The organism is Arthrobacter sp. BK1 (genome assembly GCF_056680055.1).
The window spans coordinates 1088197-1100354 of record NZ_CM155263.1; the positions used below are offsets into that span (position 1 = coordinate 1088197).

At 63.1% G+C, this 12158-nt stretch carries 14 protein-coding genes; 9 read left to right on the plus strand and 5 right to left on the minus strand.

From position 1 onward, the window contains the following. Positions 1-4: 4 nt before the first annotated feature. Entirely contained in the window at positions 5-949 is a 945-nt protein-coding gene (locus AC1MCA_RS04820) for a lipid kinase (RefSeq protein WP_479801552.1), read from the minus strand. Between the two features lie 210 nt (positions 950-1159). On the opposite strand from AC1MCA_RS04820, the gene AC1MCA_RS04825 reads away from it, so the two are divergent. The 5 genes from AC1MCA_RS04825 (at position 1160) to AC1MCA_RS04845 (ending at position 5798) form a co-directional block, all read left to right on the plus strand. Continuing rightward, positions 1160-2152 (plus strand): 2-keto-3-deoxygluconate permease, encoded by a 993-nt coding sequence (locus tag AC1MCA_RS04825; protein ID WP_479801553.1) that lies wholly within the window; start codon positions 1160-1162, stop codon positions 2150-2152. Further along, positions 2149-3342, plus strand: a complete 1194-nt coding sequence (locus AC1MCA_RS04830; RefSeq protein WP_479801554.1) for a four-carbon acid sugar kinase family protein — start codon at positions 2149-2151, stop codon at positions 3340-3342. The genes AC1MCA_RS04825 and AC1MCA_RS04830 overlap by 4 nt, the downstream gene beginning before the upstream one ends. 10 nt (positions 3343-3352) lie before the next feature. Then, positions 3353-4357 carry a 4-hydroxythreonine-4-phosphate dehydrogenase PdxA gene (gene pdxA / locus AC1MCA_RS04835; RefSeq protein ID WP_479801555.1) on the plus strand — a complete coding sequence of 335 codons (1005 nt, stop codon included), beginning with the start codon at positions 3353-3355 and terminating at the stop codon, positions 4355-4357. A 168-nt stretch (positions 4358-4525) separates the two neighbouring features. After that, positions 4526-5305 (plus strand): DeoR/GlpR family DNA-binding transcription regulator, encoded by a 780-nt coding sequence (locus tag AC1MCA_RS04840; RefSeq protein WP_479801556.1) that lies wholly within the window; start codon positions 4526-4528, stop codon positions 5303-5305. Positions 5306-5387: 82 nt separating this feature from the next. Continuing rightward, entirely contained in the window at positions 5388-5798 is a 411-nt protein-coding gene (locus tag AC1MCA_RS04845) for a hypothetical protein (protein ID WP_479801557.1), read from the plus strand. A 21-nt stretch (positions 5799-5819) separates the two neighbouring features. Here AC1MCA_RS04845 and AC1MCA_RS04850 read toward each other — a convergent pair whose 3' ends face one another. Next, positions 5820-6287 (minus strand): nucleoside deaminase, encoded by a 468-nt coding sequence (locus AC1MCA_RS04850; protein WP_479801558.1) that lies wholly within the window; start codon positions 6285-6287, stop codon positions 5820-5822. 45 nt (positions 6288-6332) lie between these two features. Then, on the minus strand, positions 6333-6806 hold the full coding sequence (locus AC1MCA_RS04855) for a VOC family protein (RefSeq protein ID WP_479801559.1): 474 nt from the start codon (positions 6804-6806) through the stop codon (positions 6333-6335). Positions 6807-6930: 124 nt separating this feature from the next. Here AC1MCA_RS04855 and AC1MCA_RS04860 point away from each other — a divergent pair, with 124 nt between their 5' ends. Next, positions 6931-7383 carry an SRPBCC family protein gene (locus tag AC1MCA_RS04860; RefSeq protein ID WP_479801560.1) on the plus strand — a complete coding sequence of 151 codons (453 nt, stop codon included), beginning with the start codon at positions 6931-6933 and terminating at the stop codon, positions 7381-7383. A 19-nt stretch (positions 7384-7402) separates the two neighbouring features. Here the strand turns inward: AC1MCA_RS04860 and AC1MCA_RS04865 are convergent, their stop codons facing one another. Further along, on the minus strand, positions 7403-8458 hold the full coding sequence (locus AC1MCA_RS04865; RefSeq protein ID WP_479801561.1) for a 2,3-butanediol dehydrogenase: 1056 nt from the start codon (positions 8456-8458) through the stop codon (positions 7403-7405). A gap of 228 nt (positions 8459-8686) precedes the next feature. Here AC1MCA_RS04865 and AC1MCA_RS04870 point away from each other — a divergent pair, with 228 nt between their 5' ends. The 3 genes from AC1MCA_RS04870 to AC1MCA_RS04880 all read left to right on the plus strand — a co-directional run bounded on the left by AC1MCA_RS04870 (position 8687) and on the right by AC1MCA_RS04880 (position 10422). Next, on the plus strand, positions 8687-9499 hold the full coding sequence (locus tag AC1MCA_RS04870) for an MBL fold metallo-hydrolase (RefSeq protein WP_479801562.1): 813 nt from the start codon (positions 8687-8689) through the stop codon (positions 9497-9499). A 120-nt stretch (positions 9500-9619) separates the two neighbouring features. Beyond that, positions 9620-9889 carry a type II toxin-antitoxin system TacA family antitoxin gene (locus AC1MCA_RS04875; RefSeq protein ID WP_108598729.1) on the plus strand — a complete coding sequence of 90 codons (270 nt, stop codon included), beginning with the start codon at positions 9620-9622 and terminating at the stop codon, positions 9887-9889. Next, a complete protein-coding gene (locus tag AC1MCA_RS04880) occupies positions 9886-10422 on the plus strand; it encodes a hypothetical protein (RefSeq protein ID WP_479801563.1) in 537 nt (178 codons plus the stop codon). The genes AC1MCA_RS04875 and AC1MCA_RS04880 overlap by 4 nt, the downstream gene beginning before the upstream one ends. Before the next feature lie 77 nt (positions 10423-10499). On the opposite strand, the gene AC1MCA_RS04885 is transcribed toward AC1MCA_RS04880, so the two are convergent. Continuing rightward, the gene (locus tag AC1MCA_RS04885) at positions 10500-12044 is read right to left on the minus strand and encodes a hypothetical protein (RefSeq protein WP_479801564.1); all 1545 of its coding nucleotides are present in this window, start codon (positions 12042-12044) and stop codon (positions 10500-10502) included. Positions 12045-12158: the final 114 nt, after the last annotated feature.

The window sequence follows — 12158 nt, forward strand, 5'->3', positions numbered from 1 at the left end:
ATGTTCATGCGGCGCCCGGTCCGTCGAACAATGCGCTGGTGCTTCCCTGGGGCACCACCACGTGGACGGCGTTGCGCTGGATGGTGAAGTCGGCCGGCGTGGTGGTGGCGATTTCGCCGTCGAGGTTCACGGACAGCGGGGGCTCGGTGACCAGCCGGACGCGGCGGCTGGTCAGGTGGTACACCTTGTCGTGTTCGACGAAGCTGCCGTCTTTGAGCAGCCGCGCAATGCTCACGTGCTCCCGGAGGGGTGCCAGCGGGATGGCGTAGATGTCGAGGGTGTGGTCGTCGATCCCCGCCGTCGGGGAGACCATGTTCCCGCCGCCGTAATGCTGGCCGTTGCCTACGGCCACCTGGAGCAGGTGCTCGAGCTCCATCGGCTCGTGGTCCCCCTCCGGGAACTCGAGACGTGCCCGGAACGCCTTGTGCCGGGCATAAGCGCGCAGGGTAGCAATGCCGTACGCCAACGGCCCGATATACCGCTTCAGGCGGGGGCTGAGAGCTTCGGTGACACCCACCGACAGGCCAACGGACGCGACGTTGAGGAAAGGCTGGCCGTTGGCCCGGCCCAGATCGATATCCACCACCTTCCCGTGGGCGATGACAGCGCACGCCTCGGCAAGATTGTTCGGGATCTCCAGGGTCCGGGCGAGATCGTTGGCGGTGCCCAGCGGAAGAACGCCGAGCACGACGTCGGTGCCCGCCACCCTGCCGGCCGCATAGGACACCGTCCCGTCACCGCCGCCGACAACCACCAGATCGTGCCCGTCCGCCATCACCTGATCCAGCGCCCCGGCCAAGTCCGCCCCGGAGTGCACGGGGTGCACGGAGGAGACCGGCACGCCGGCCCCTCGCATCGCGTCCAGCGCAAGTTCGTGTGCCGCTGCTCCCCGGCGTGAACCAGTGTTGATCACAACGGCAGCAGAGCGGGCGTCCCGGGCATCCTTCATGTGGGCCATGTTAGGTCGTGGACCTGTGTAATCCTGCAGAACCGGACATCCCCTACTACCCGCCCGTAACGTAGCGCCGCGTTCGGAGGAGTCACGGCCGTGCGCGTTTCGCGCAACAGTGCTTGCGCTAAGCGCGCAGGCATTCTATGATCTAAATCATAATCGGAACCCGGGCCGAGCCCCCCTCCCCCACAACAATGAGGTTGATTAATGTCTATTCCGATCAAGGCCAGCATGGAAAAAGTTCCCGGCGGCATGATGTTGATTCCGCTGCTCATCGGTGCCCTTCTGGCCACCTTCGCACCGGATTCCGCTAAATTCTTCGGTTCGTTTACAGGTGCGCTGTTCACCGGCGGCACCACCATCCTCGCCGTGTTCTACGTATGCATGGGTGCAAGCATCGATATCAAGGCCACGCCCTACATCCTGAAAAAGGGCGGCGTCCTTTTCGGCGCCAAGGTCCTGTTCGCCGTAATCATCGGCATCATCGCCGGCAGGTTCCTGGGCGAACTTCCCATCGATGGCGGTCTGCTTACAGGCCTGTCCGTCCTGGCCATCCTGGCAGCACTCAATGACACCAACGGCGGAATGTACATGGCTCTTATGGGCCAGTACGGCAAGCCCAAGGACGTTGCTGCCTACTCCGTCATGACGCTCGAATCGGGCCCGTTCCTGACCATGCTCACACTCGGTGTGGCCGGCCTCTCGGCCTTCCCGTGGCAGGCCCTCGTAGGCGCCATCATCCCCCTGCTCCTCGGAGTGCTGCTGGGCACCCTCGACCCGGCCATGCGTAAGTTCCTTTCCTCTGCAGCCCCCGTTCTTATTCCGTTCTTCGCCCTCGCCCTGGGCTTTGGCCTGAACCTCGAGAAGGTGCTCAGTGCCGGCCTTCTGGGTGTGGCGCTTGGCCTGTTCGTGCTGATCGTCGGCGGCGCCGTACTTTTCTTCGCTGACAAGCTGAGCGGGGGCACCGGACTCGCCGGCCTGGCTGCCGCCACCACCGCCGGAAACGCTGCAACAGTCCCCATGCTGGTAGCTGCAGCCAACCCTGCGTATCTCCCCGCTGCCGGACCCGCCACCGTTCTGGTTGCCGCGTCCGTTGTGGTCACCGCCATTGGCTGCCCGCTCATCGTTGCCTGGTACGCCAAGCGCCTCAAGGCCAAAGAAGCCACCGCTACATCATCTGAGGTGCCTGCAGCAGTATGAACACCCACGCAGCCACGCGCTGGGCAATCATCGCCGACGACCTGACGGGAGCGGCCGATGCTGCCGCAGCCTACGGACCCACGCACACCAGTTCCGTCATCCTGGACGTCGACTCCACCTGGCCCGAAGCTGAGATCCTGTCGATCAACACCGAGAGCCGCTACCTGGCCGCGGAGGAGGCAGCCTCGACTGTAGCCTCCGCCGTCGGGCGTGCCCTGGGCCAGGATCGACGGGTCTTCAAAAAGATCGACTCGTTGCTCCGGGGCAATGTGGGCGCCGAGGTCGCCGCAACGCTGGCGGGGATCACCCAGGTCCGCGGCAAGCGTCTGGCCATTGTGGCTCCGGCTTATGGGGGCACGGGAAGGACCACTGTGGGCGGCTTCGTCCACGTGGGCGGCGTGCAGAACACTGAAGGAAGCTTCCGTGGCGACGTCGCAGGCGCACTTGCCGCCGGTGGTCTCACCGCCGAAGTGGTGGCCGAAAAACCCGGACGCACGCCGGCGGAACTCGCAGCGCACCTAAGTGACGTGCAGTCACGCGGAATTGACGCCGTCGTTCTGGACGCCTCTTCTGACCAGGATCTGAAAGCCATCGCAGCGGCAGCAGGCCTTCTGGACTTCCCGGCACTCCTGGTCGGTTCCGGCGGGCTGGCGGGGCACATTGCTGCGCGGAAAGAAGGAATAAGTGCGCGGAACACGCAGATGCGGCGCGTCAACCGGACCTTGACCGTGATCGGCAGTTACTCAGGCCTTGCGCGGCGGCAAACCGAAGCACTTCTTGCTGCCGGCGCTGAACATATCAAGCTGGACCATGACTTACTGGAGGAGCCAGCGGTGGCCCGCGAGGTTGCCCAGGCGATGACCCGGAACGATGTTGTCCTCACGCCGGATCCGATGGGGACCGTGGACAAATCGCAGGCACTGGTGGTTGCAGAAGCTTTGGCCCGAGCCACCGCTGCGGGCATCGGGCACTGCGACGCCCTCGTTATGACCGGCGGGGAGACGGCCACGGCAGTCCTGAAGGCCCTCGGTGCCGGCAGCTTCACCGTCCTGGGTGAGATCGAACCCGGCGTCGTGATGAGCCTGCTGCCTGATCCTCTCCCCCTGCTGGTCACCAAGGCCGGTGCCTTCGGGGACGCCGGAACGCTGGCCCGGACCACACAATTTCTCACTGCACAACGACTGAAATGAGTATCAAATAATGGGACGCCCGATTGTTGCCATCACCATGGGCGATGCGGCCGGCATTGGCCCGGAAATCATCGTCAAAGCCCTGGCCGACGCGGAACTCCGATCGAAGGCCCGTATGCTCGTCGTCGGCGACCTTCGCCGCCTGCAGCTCGCCGCGGACATCGTTTCGAGCCCGCTGACCCTGCGCAAGGTGTCGGAACCGTCCGAGGCCCTGTTCGACGAAGGCACCATCGACGTGCTTGATATCGGCTGCATTCCCGAGGACCTCGCATGGGGCGAGCTATCAGCAGCCGCCGGGCACGGTTCATTCCTCTTCATCCAGAAGGCTGTTGCCTTGGCCATGGACCGCCGAGTGGATGCGATCTGCACCGGGCCGCTGAACAAGGCAGCCCTGCACGCCGCGGGACACAAGTACCCCGGCCACACCGAACTCCTCGCCGAACTGACCGGCACCGAGGAAGTTTCCATGATGCTGACTGCCCCGAAGATGCGCGTCATCCACGTCACCACCCACATCGGCCTTATCGACGCGATCGCCAAGATCAACGGGGACCTCGTCTACCGGACCATCAAGCGTGGACACGAGCTTCTGCAGGCCTCGGGCATTGAAAACCCGAGAATCGCCGTGTGCGCCATCAACCCGCATGCAGGAGAGAACGGACTGTTCGGTTACGGCGAAGAGGCGGAGAAGATCCAGCCGGGCATCGAGAAGGCCCAGGCTGACGGGATCGACGCATTCGGCCCCCTTCCGGCCGACACCCTCTTCTTCCTCGCCGGCCGCGGTGACTTCGACCTGGTGGTAGCGCAGTACCACGACCAGGGCCACGGCCCGGTCAAGGTGCTTGGCCTGGAGAACGGCGTCAATATCACCGTTGGTCTCCCTGTAGTGCGCACTTCGGTGGACCACGGCACGGCTTTCGACATCGCGGGCAAGAACATTGCCGATCACGAGTCTCTTCTTGAGGCATTGCGGCAGGCAGTGGACCTGGCGCCGTCGCGCGAGGAAGCTGTCTAAGAGAACCTGAGGGACAGATAACCCGAATCCGGGGTTGGAGCTCTCTGAACGGCCGGTCAGCTCAGAGTGCTGACTGGCCGTTGCGCATTCCGCGCAGGGCGAGGCTCCGGCGAGTTGCCGGGGGCCGGAACTAGCATGGTAACCACGCCCATGCGAAGGAGACCGGGAATGTTGTCGGCAAATGCCAGGCGCGAGGAGATCTACCACCTCGCCGTCACCACCGGTTTGGCCTCCGTAGAGGAGCTGTCCGCCCGCTTCGAGGTGACCGCCTCCACCATCCGCCGTGACCTGGCGCTCCTCAACGGGCAGGGCCGGCTGGCCCGCACTTACGGCGGCGCCATGGCCATGGGGGCCCACCCGGAGGCGTCGCTGCGGCAGCGCACCGGCCAGGCGTTTGAGCAGAAGCACGCCATCGCCCGCTGGGCGGCGTCCGTCATCCGGCCCGGGGAGAACATCCTGCTCGACGCCGGCTCCACCGTGGGTGCCCTCGCCCACGAACTGCGCGGCTTCGACAAGTTGTCTGTGACGACGCCCGGCATCAACACCATGCAGGAACTGTCCGAGTCCGAGGGCATCGAGGTGGACTGCCTGGGCGGCCGGCTCCGGAGCGTTTCACAGAGTTTTGTGGGCCCACTGGCTGAAGCCGCGTTGGAGCGGATGAGCTTTGACCGCGTGTTCCTGGGCGCCGACGCCGTCACCGCCGAGGACGGCATCTGCGAAGCCGACCACGCCCAGACCCGGCTCAAGGAACTCATGGCCCGCCGCGGCAATGTGGTGTACGTGCTGGCGGACTCCTCCAAGCTCGGCCTGCGGCCGTTCCACGCCTGGGCACGGCTTGCGCTGCCGTGGACTTTGGTGACGGACGACGGCGCCGACCCGGCCCAGGTGCAGAAGTTCCGGGACGCCGGGGTTGAGGTCGAAGTGGCTGAGGTGGGCGGCAACCGCTGACTCATTGACGGACCATTACGCCATCGTTATGATTTACCCACTGCGCGCTGGGGAGCCCGACAAGAAACGAGAGGCCCCCCAAATGAACCGTCTGACCAGCCTATTCATCGCCACCGGCGCTGGACTTGCACTCGCCCTCACTGCCTCGCCGGCCATGGCCGCGCCGCCGTCCGAGTCACCCAGCAACCCTGCCGTGGTGGAACACGTCGAATACAGCTTCCCCGATGGGTCAACCTACGAATACCGGGGCGCCACCCGATTCATCGAGAACGAGTACTACACCACCAACACCCGCGATCAGAGCACGGTGCAGAACCTCGACGGCAGCCAGTCGACGTTCGACTACAAAACGCACTACATGCTGAGCCCCAAGGTGACAACGATGACCAGCCAGAACACGTTTACAGAGTATGGCGAGACGTGCCGCTCAAGTTCCCAGACCGTGAGCACCAACGGTGAAACGCGTACACAGAAGTCGCAGTCGAACTGCTGAAACGCCGGTGTCCGCCCGGACCTACTCGGCGATGTCCTCTGCCCACAGGTCCGGGTTGTCAGACTGGAACGTTCGCATCATGTCCACGCACCGCTGATCATCCAGGACCACCACCTCAACCCCGCGTGACCGCAGGAGCTCCACTTCGCCGTCGAACGTGCGTGCCTCGCCAACCACCACGCGGGGGATTTTGAACTGGATGATGGTTCCGGCGCACATGGCACACGGGGCGAGGGTGGTGTAAAGCGTGGTGTCCCGGTAGCTCCTCTGCCGGCCCGCTGCGCGCAGCGCGGACATTTCCCCGTGCGCGATCGGATCGGCGTTCTGGACCCGTTCGTTGTGCCCGCTGGCAATGACCGTGCCGTTCCGGGCGAGCGCCGCTCCGATGGGGATGCCGCCTTCAGCCAGGCTCTTCCGCGCGGCCTGATGGGCGGCTTCGAATGCGGGATGCGGGGCGGGCGCTGTGAATTGGTGCTGCTCCTGGGTCATGGCGCCATTCTCGCATGGACTGTTTCTCCTGGCCTGCCGTGAAGGCTAGCCGGGGTTGGACCAGCTCTGCAGCTCCACCAGGTTGCCCTCCGGATCGCTTACGTAGCACCAGGTGACCCGCCGGCCGTCGGCCGTCTGGAGCGTCACGATCTCGCCCACGTCCGCCCCGCCGTTGGCGCGGACGTCTTCCCGGGCCGCTTCGACGTCGTCAACCACGAAGGCCACGTGGCCCCAGCCGGTGCGATTGGCAGTTGGCGTACCGCCCAGCACGTTCTCGCCGTAGGTGTAGATCTCGAGCGTCGGCCCGGTGTCCCCGTGGCCGGGCAGCCGCAGATGGACACCGCGCAGGGTGGCCCCGGGCACGGCTGTGCCCCGCTCCAGATCGGAACCGCCGTAATCGCGCTCGGGCGGGACGAGCTCGCAGCCGAAAACCCGCCCGTAGAAGTCGGCGAGCCGCCGCCAGTCGCTGGCAATGACATTGACGTGCCCAAATTGGGCACTGTGGGGAGCCCGTTTCATGCCGTCGATTCTAGTCCTGCAGCAGCTGCCGCTTCTCGAGAACCTGGCTACTACGAAAGTAGTGACACGTCGTGAAGGAAGGAGTATTTTGTGTTCTGCAAGGGACACTTCAAGGGAGCACCCGATGCCTGTAGTTGAACAAACCGTGATCGTCGCCAAGCCGCCGCAGGAGGTCTTCGATTTCCTCGCGAACATCGAAAACCTCTCGGCCTACGATGCCTTCGTCACCACGTCCGAACAGGTTGGGGACGGTCCCCCGGGGCTGGGAACCCGGGGCCGGGGAACAACCCGCTTTATGGGCCAGCAATTCGACTGGATGGTCGAATTCACGGAATTCGAGCCGCCCCGGCGGATGGTGTCCCGCTCCATCGACGGAACGCGCGATCTCACTGCGACGTTCACGCTGGAGCCGAACGGTGGCGGCACGCGCGTCACCGAGCGGCTGGAGACCGGGGCCACGATGGGCGGCCTCCTGGGCAAACTGCCCGCTCCGCTGGTGAACCGACTCCTGGGCCGGTCTCTCCGCCGCAACCTTAAAACCTTGACCCGGCTGCTGTCTGAACACCCGAACCCCTGACGGGACAGCCGGACACTCCCTAGGGATGCACCAGCACTTTCACAGCAGTGTCCTTGTGGTTGATGAGGGTGTCGAAGCCCTGCTCCACGAGGTCATCCAGCGCGATCCTGCCGGTGATGAACGGCTTGAGGTCCACCTTGCCTTCCTGCACCATCCTGATAACGGCGGCGTGGTCCCGGACGTAGGCGATGGTCCCGCGGAGGTCGATCTCCTTCAGCACCAGTTTCTGCATATCGATGGTGGCCGGAGCACCCCAGATGGACACGTTGACCACCACGGCGCCCGGCCGGACGGCGTCGAGCATGGTGTCCAACACGGCGTTCACGCCGGCGCACTCGAAGGCGACGTCGGCCCCCGTGCCGCCGGTGAGTTCCCGGACCCGCGCCGGTACATCCTCCTGGCTGGGGTCAAGGACGTGGTCGGCCACGCCGCTGGTGGTGGCCTTCTCCTTGCGCGCCTGGGTCAGTTCGCTGATGATCGTTGTCACCCCTATGCCCTTGAGGACGGCGGCGGTGAGCAGGCCGATGGGGCCCGACCCGCCCACCAGCGCCGTATCCCCCGCCTTCACGCCGCTGCGCGCCACCGCGTGGTGGGCCACGGACAGCGGTTCGATCAACGCTGCCTCATCCAGCGGAATGTCCCCGATCGGGTGCACCCACCGCTTGTCCACCACGATCTTTTCGCTCAGGCCTCCCCCGCCGCCGGACAGCCCGATGAAGCCCATCTGCCGGCACAGGTGGTAATGGCCCGCCTGGCACATGTCGCAGTCGCCATCCACAAAATACGGTTCGACGACGACGTTGTCACCCACCGCGAGCCGCTCCACCCCTTCGCCGATTTCCGAGATGGTCCCAGAGAATTCATGCCCCAGGGTCACCGGCGATTCCTCGTGGGAGAGCGGGTGCGGATGTCCGGGCGCGGGACAGAAAATGGGACCTTCCAGGTATTCGTGCAGGTCGGTGCCGCAGATGCCGCACCACGCGACGTCGATCTTCACCGCTCCCGCCCGGAGCTCAGGCTCCGGAATGTCCTCGATGCGGATGTCCTTGCGGCCATGGAAGCGTGCTGCCTTCATGATGGTCCTTGCTGTCGGTGAACGTGAAATTCCTCTAAGTGCCAGGTTCCGCGGGATGCCAGGCCGCCCGCGAACATCCTCGCACCGGTGGAGCCGGTCCGGTAGGGACTTTTGGTGGTGGGAAAAGAGTGCAGGTTTGGCTCAGGCCCAAAAGTGCTTGCACCAGCTCGGGCTTGGGTAATACGGTCGCGACAGGCGGTTGCACACCACAAGCGGAAGGCACTTTTCATGCTGAAACAGGTCGCTGACGGCGTTCTCGTTCATGAGAGCGAATTCATCCAGAGCAACTCCGTGGTGGTGCAGGGCAGGGACGGTGTGTTGCTCATCGACCCCGGCATAACGGGCGACGAAATGGCTGTCCTCGCGAATGATCTTCGCGAGCTCGGCCAGCCCGTCGTGGCCGGCTTCTCCACGCATGCTGACTGGGACCACGTGCTCTGGCACCCGGACTTTGGCGACGTGCCCCGCTATGGCACTGCCCGCTGCGCCGCCTCGATCCGGGATGTGCTGTCGAACGCGGACTGGCAGGACCGCATCGCCGAGGGCCTGCCGCCGGAGTACGCCGAGGACATCCCCATGAATCTGCTCGGCCTGATTACCAGCCTGCCTGCCGGAAGTGAACTGATTCCATGGGATGGCCCCGCGGTACGCATCATCGAGCACCAGGCCCACGCCCCGGGCCATGCTGCACTGCTGGTCGAGGAGTCGCGCATCCTCGTCGCGGGCGACATGCTTTCTGACATCCTGATGCCTTTCCTCGACCTGGAGGCCACCGATCCGCTCGGCGACTACCTTCAGGCGCTGCTGCTGTTCGAAAACGTGGCCGGGGACGTTGTTGCCGTCATCCCCGGCCACGGCTCGGTTGGCGGAGCCGAGCAGTTGCAGACACGGATACAACAGGACCTCGTGTACGTCCAAGCACTTCTCGACGGCGGAGTTCCCGACGACCCGCGCGTCGGCCCCTCGGCCCCGCTGGACTGGCTGACGGAGGTTCATCAATGGCAACTCCAGCGGCTTACCCAGAAAAGCGGGCAAAAGTGAGCGAGCGTCCGCCGAAAACCCGCATCAAGTGAGAGAGGTCCCTTGGCACCAAAAAGGAAAAGACCTACCTATCTCCAGCCGTACAAGTGCCGTACACTGGCACGAGGAGGCTGACAAAACATGGCTAGCACAAAAACACGACGGCTAGAGCTGCGCACGGACGAAAACACTGATGAGTTGATTACCGAAGCGGCTGAACTGCTTCACGTTACAAAGTCTGCATTCGTCACCGACGCCGCCCGGCGGGCTGCCCAAAAAATCATCGCTCGTTCGGATATCACGCTCATGGCACCCGAAATCTTCGACTCGATGATGGCTTCGCTGGATATACCCGACGAGTCCCCAGAACTGGCAGCGCTGTCCAAGCTGCCGCGCCGCATCGTTAGATGAGTGAGACGCCTGTTCGCATTGTGAAGCTGGCATCGGGCTTTGATTTGGGGGCATTTGACTGCGGTGAAGCAGCCTACAACCAGTGGCTGACAGACTCAGCGGGCCAGGCTGTAGATACCGGCGCCAGCATGGTCTACTTGCTTGTCGAAGACCGGCCCGGCGAAGAAGAGCGGGTCTTAGGATACTTCGCCATCTGCCCGACGCTCGTTGTCCGGGACGACGTGCCAAAGCCGCTCCAGCGGAAAGTACTACGCAACGCCCCAGGATGGCTGTTGGCCAAGCTGGCGCTCGACGTTTCCCTGCGCGGCGACAAGATCAACCAGTGGGGTTGGCAGCTTCTACGTGTGGCGCTTGAAACAATGGTGGGCGCTGCGGATCTCGGCGGCGGCCAGATAATAGTGGTCGACGCCGACAATCCTGGCCTGGTGGATTGGTACACCCGTCACGGCTTTCATTCAACGGGCGGAGGAAACTTGAGGATGTATATGAAGGTGGCCACTGCGAGGAAGTATCTGGGCACTCCCCTAAGCTGAGCAATACTTTCACCGCTGGCCTTCGCTTTCCCTTCCCGGCAAACGAGGCGTCCCAAATATGACTGCGCATTTAGCGTCTACCCACGGAGATCAACCGCGTGCTCAACGTCCGCAGCTTTCCCCCTGCGTTCTTCACCCGCAGCTCGCAACGACGAACGTACATACTGTCCGAACATGAGCAAAGCCACGAAGGTCGCGCTGCCGCTAATGATGATCGCGAAGGTGGTGGAGCCGGGGAAGGCTCCGCTCATGCTGCTTTCGGTCGCCGATAGCAACGCCTTCCAATCCAGTCCTGCGGCACCTTCGAAGTCAAGATCATCCGGGAGAGCCATGGAATTCCGGATCAACTTCAACGCGTAGCGGGCGTTTGCCGCAGGATTGATTCCGATAAGAGAGGCTGCAGTTGCGGAGGCCGAGACTGTCAATACCGGCAGGGTTAGGGCTGCCAAGCGATTTTCCATCCTGGCAGTGGACCCAAAGAGCACCGCGAAATGTGCCCCGATGAAGCCCACGATGGCCCCTGCAAGTGATAGATCCGCTAGCAGAGACAGCGGGATGGGATCCTGACTCATACCGCGTTCTGCCAGTAAACGAAGGGGAACGAAAGAAAGCGTTCCCGTCACCAAACCCGCAACTCCGCCAACGGAGACCCAGTTAGCTACAGTCCTCGTCAAGCTTCGCAGTGTGATTTTGCATTCGATAGCTCCGGTTAGGGCGATGTATTTGAGGGTCAACCATGCAAAGGCAAATGGAGGTGTCATTGAGACCGCCAACATGAGAACCCAAAAAACTGACCAAGTGCGGACCACCTGCGCCGGAACATTTTGTCCCGTTCCAAGGAGAGTCAAGACGCTCATGACCGTCAGCACGCCGATCAGAAGGTACAACACGCCAAAAGCGCGGTATTCGCTTTTGAACGGGGATCTTATGAGCTTCGAAAGTTGCACATCTCGAAAGCCATTTGGGACGAGCCTTAGCTTGAGCAGGGTTGTAGCACGCCTGAACTCAGATAACCGGCTGAATACAGCTTGTGCCATGAAGGCCTTGAGTGAAGTTCCGATCTGTTCCTCGTGGTCATGGGGTGCTGCGATTTTCAGAGTTACTTCGAGAGCTGCATGGACGGTGAGAGTGCCGAGGAATGAGCAACTCATCCAGAATTTCAGCCAGTCCACACCTGGAAATATCGTCAAGGTAACCAGAGCTAGAACCAACACGCAGAACGCAACCCCAATAGCGGCAGTACTGGCTCCTCGGAGTCTGACGGTCCAAGGCTGAGATTCATCAGCTGCATGACCCATATGTCTGTGAATGCCCATGATGAAAACCATCGAAAGAACAATGGCCATGATCATGAAGCCAATTAGAACCTCAGGTCCGTGATTCATTTCGCTGGTCATCATTAAACGTACATACAGGCAGGCACTGACATCTTGACCGAAGTGTCGCGTGATGGCCTTGAATTGTGGTCCCAGCAAGGACGAGAGCGGTGCGGTGTTGTCGTCCGGGACCACCAAGCGAGGGCCGAGTGCGGACGCGCACAAGGGTTGCGGCGAAGCCCGAAAGGTTGCGCGCGTCGGCGCATCGCTCACTCCAGGTGACAAATCCCTGAGCGTCAGAACCACGCTAGTTTCGGCTCCCTCACTCCCCGGGCAGCCGGGGGTGACTACGACCTGGTGCCGGCCATCTTCCACGAGCTAGCGGAGGCAAGACTCTCGACGTCGGCCTGACGGCGTCAA

Excerpts from the sequence above, each read along its gene's own strand:
- AC1MCA_RS04840 (WP_479801556.1), top strand. The coding sequence starts at position 4,526 with ATGTTGTCGGCAAATGCCAGGCGCGAGGAGATCTACCACCTCGCCGTC.
- AC1MCA_RS04850 (WP_479801558.1), bottom strand. The coding sequence starts at position 6,287 with ATGACCCAGGAGCAGCACCAATTCACAGCGCCCGCCCCGCATCCCGCA.
- AC1MCA_RS04845 (WP_479801557.1), top strand. The coding sequence starts at position 5,388 with ATGAACCGTCTGACCAGCCTATTCATCGCCACCGGCGCTGGACTTGCA.
- AC1MCA_RS04875 (WP_108598729.1), top strand. The coding sequence starts at position 9,620 with ATGGCTAGCACAAAAACACGACGGCTAGAGCTGCGCACGGACGAAAAC.
- AC1MCA_RS04825 (WP_479801553.1), top strand. The coding sequence starts at position 1,160 with ATGTCTATTCCGATCAAGGCCAGCATGGAAAAAGTTCCCGGCGGCATG.
- pdxA (WP_479801555.1), top strand. The coding sequence starts at position 3,353 with ATGGGACGCCCGATTGTTGCCATCACCATGGGCGATGCGGCCGGCATT.
- AC1MCA_RS04830 (WP_479801554.1), top strand. The coding sequence starts at position 2,149 with ATGAACACCCACGCAGCCACGCGCTGGGCAATCATCGCCGACGACCTG.
- AC1MCA_RS04855 (WP_479801559.1), bottom strand. The coding sequence starts at position 6,806 with ATGAAACGGGCTCCCCACAGTGCCCAATTTGGGCACGTCAATGTCATT.
- AC1MCA_RS04870 (WP_479801562.1), top strand. The coding sequence starts at position 8,687 with ATGCTGAAACAGGTCGCTGACGGCGTTCTCGTTCATGAGAGCGAATTC.
- AC1MCA_RS04880 (WP_479801563.1), top strand. The coding sequence starts at position 9,886 with ATGAGTGAGACGCCTGTTCGCATTGTGAAGCTGGCATCGGGCTTTGAT.
- AC1MCA_RS04860 (WP_479801560.1), top strand. The coding sequence starts at position 6,931 with ATGCCTGTAGTTGAACAAACCGTGATCGTCGCCAAGCCGCCGCAGGAG.
- AC1MCA_RS04820 (WP_479801552.1), bottom strand. The coding sequence starts at position 949 with ATGAAGGATGCCCGGGACGCCCGCTCTGCTGCCGTTGTGATCAACACT.
- AC1MCA_RS04865 (WP_479801561.1), bottom strand. The coding sequence starts at position 8,458 with ATGAAGGCAGCACGCTTCCATGGCCGCAAGGACATCCGCATCGAGGAC.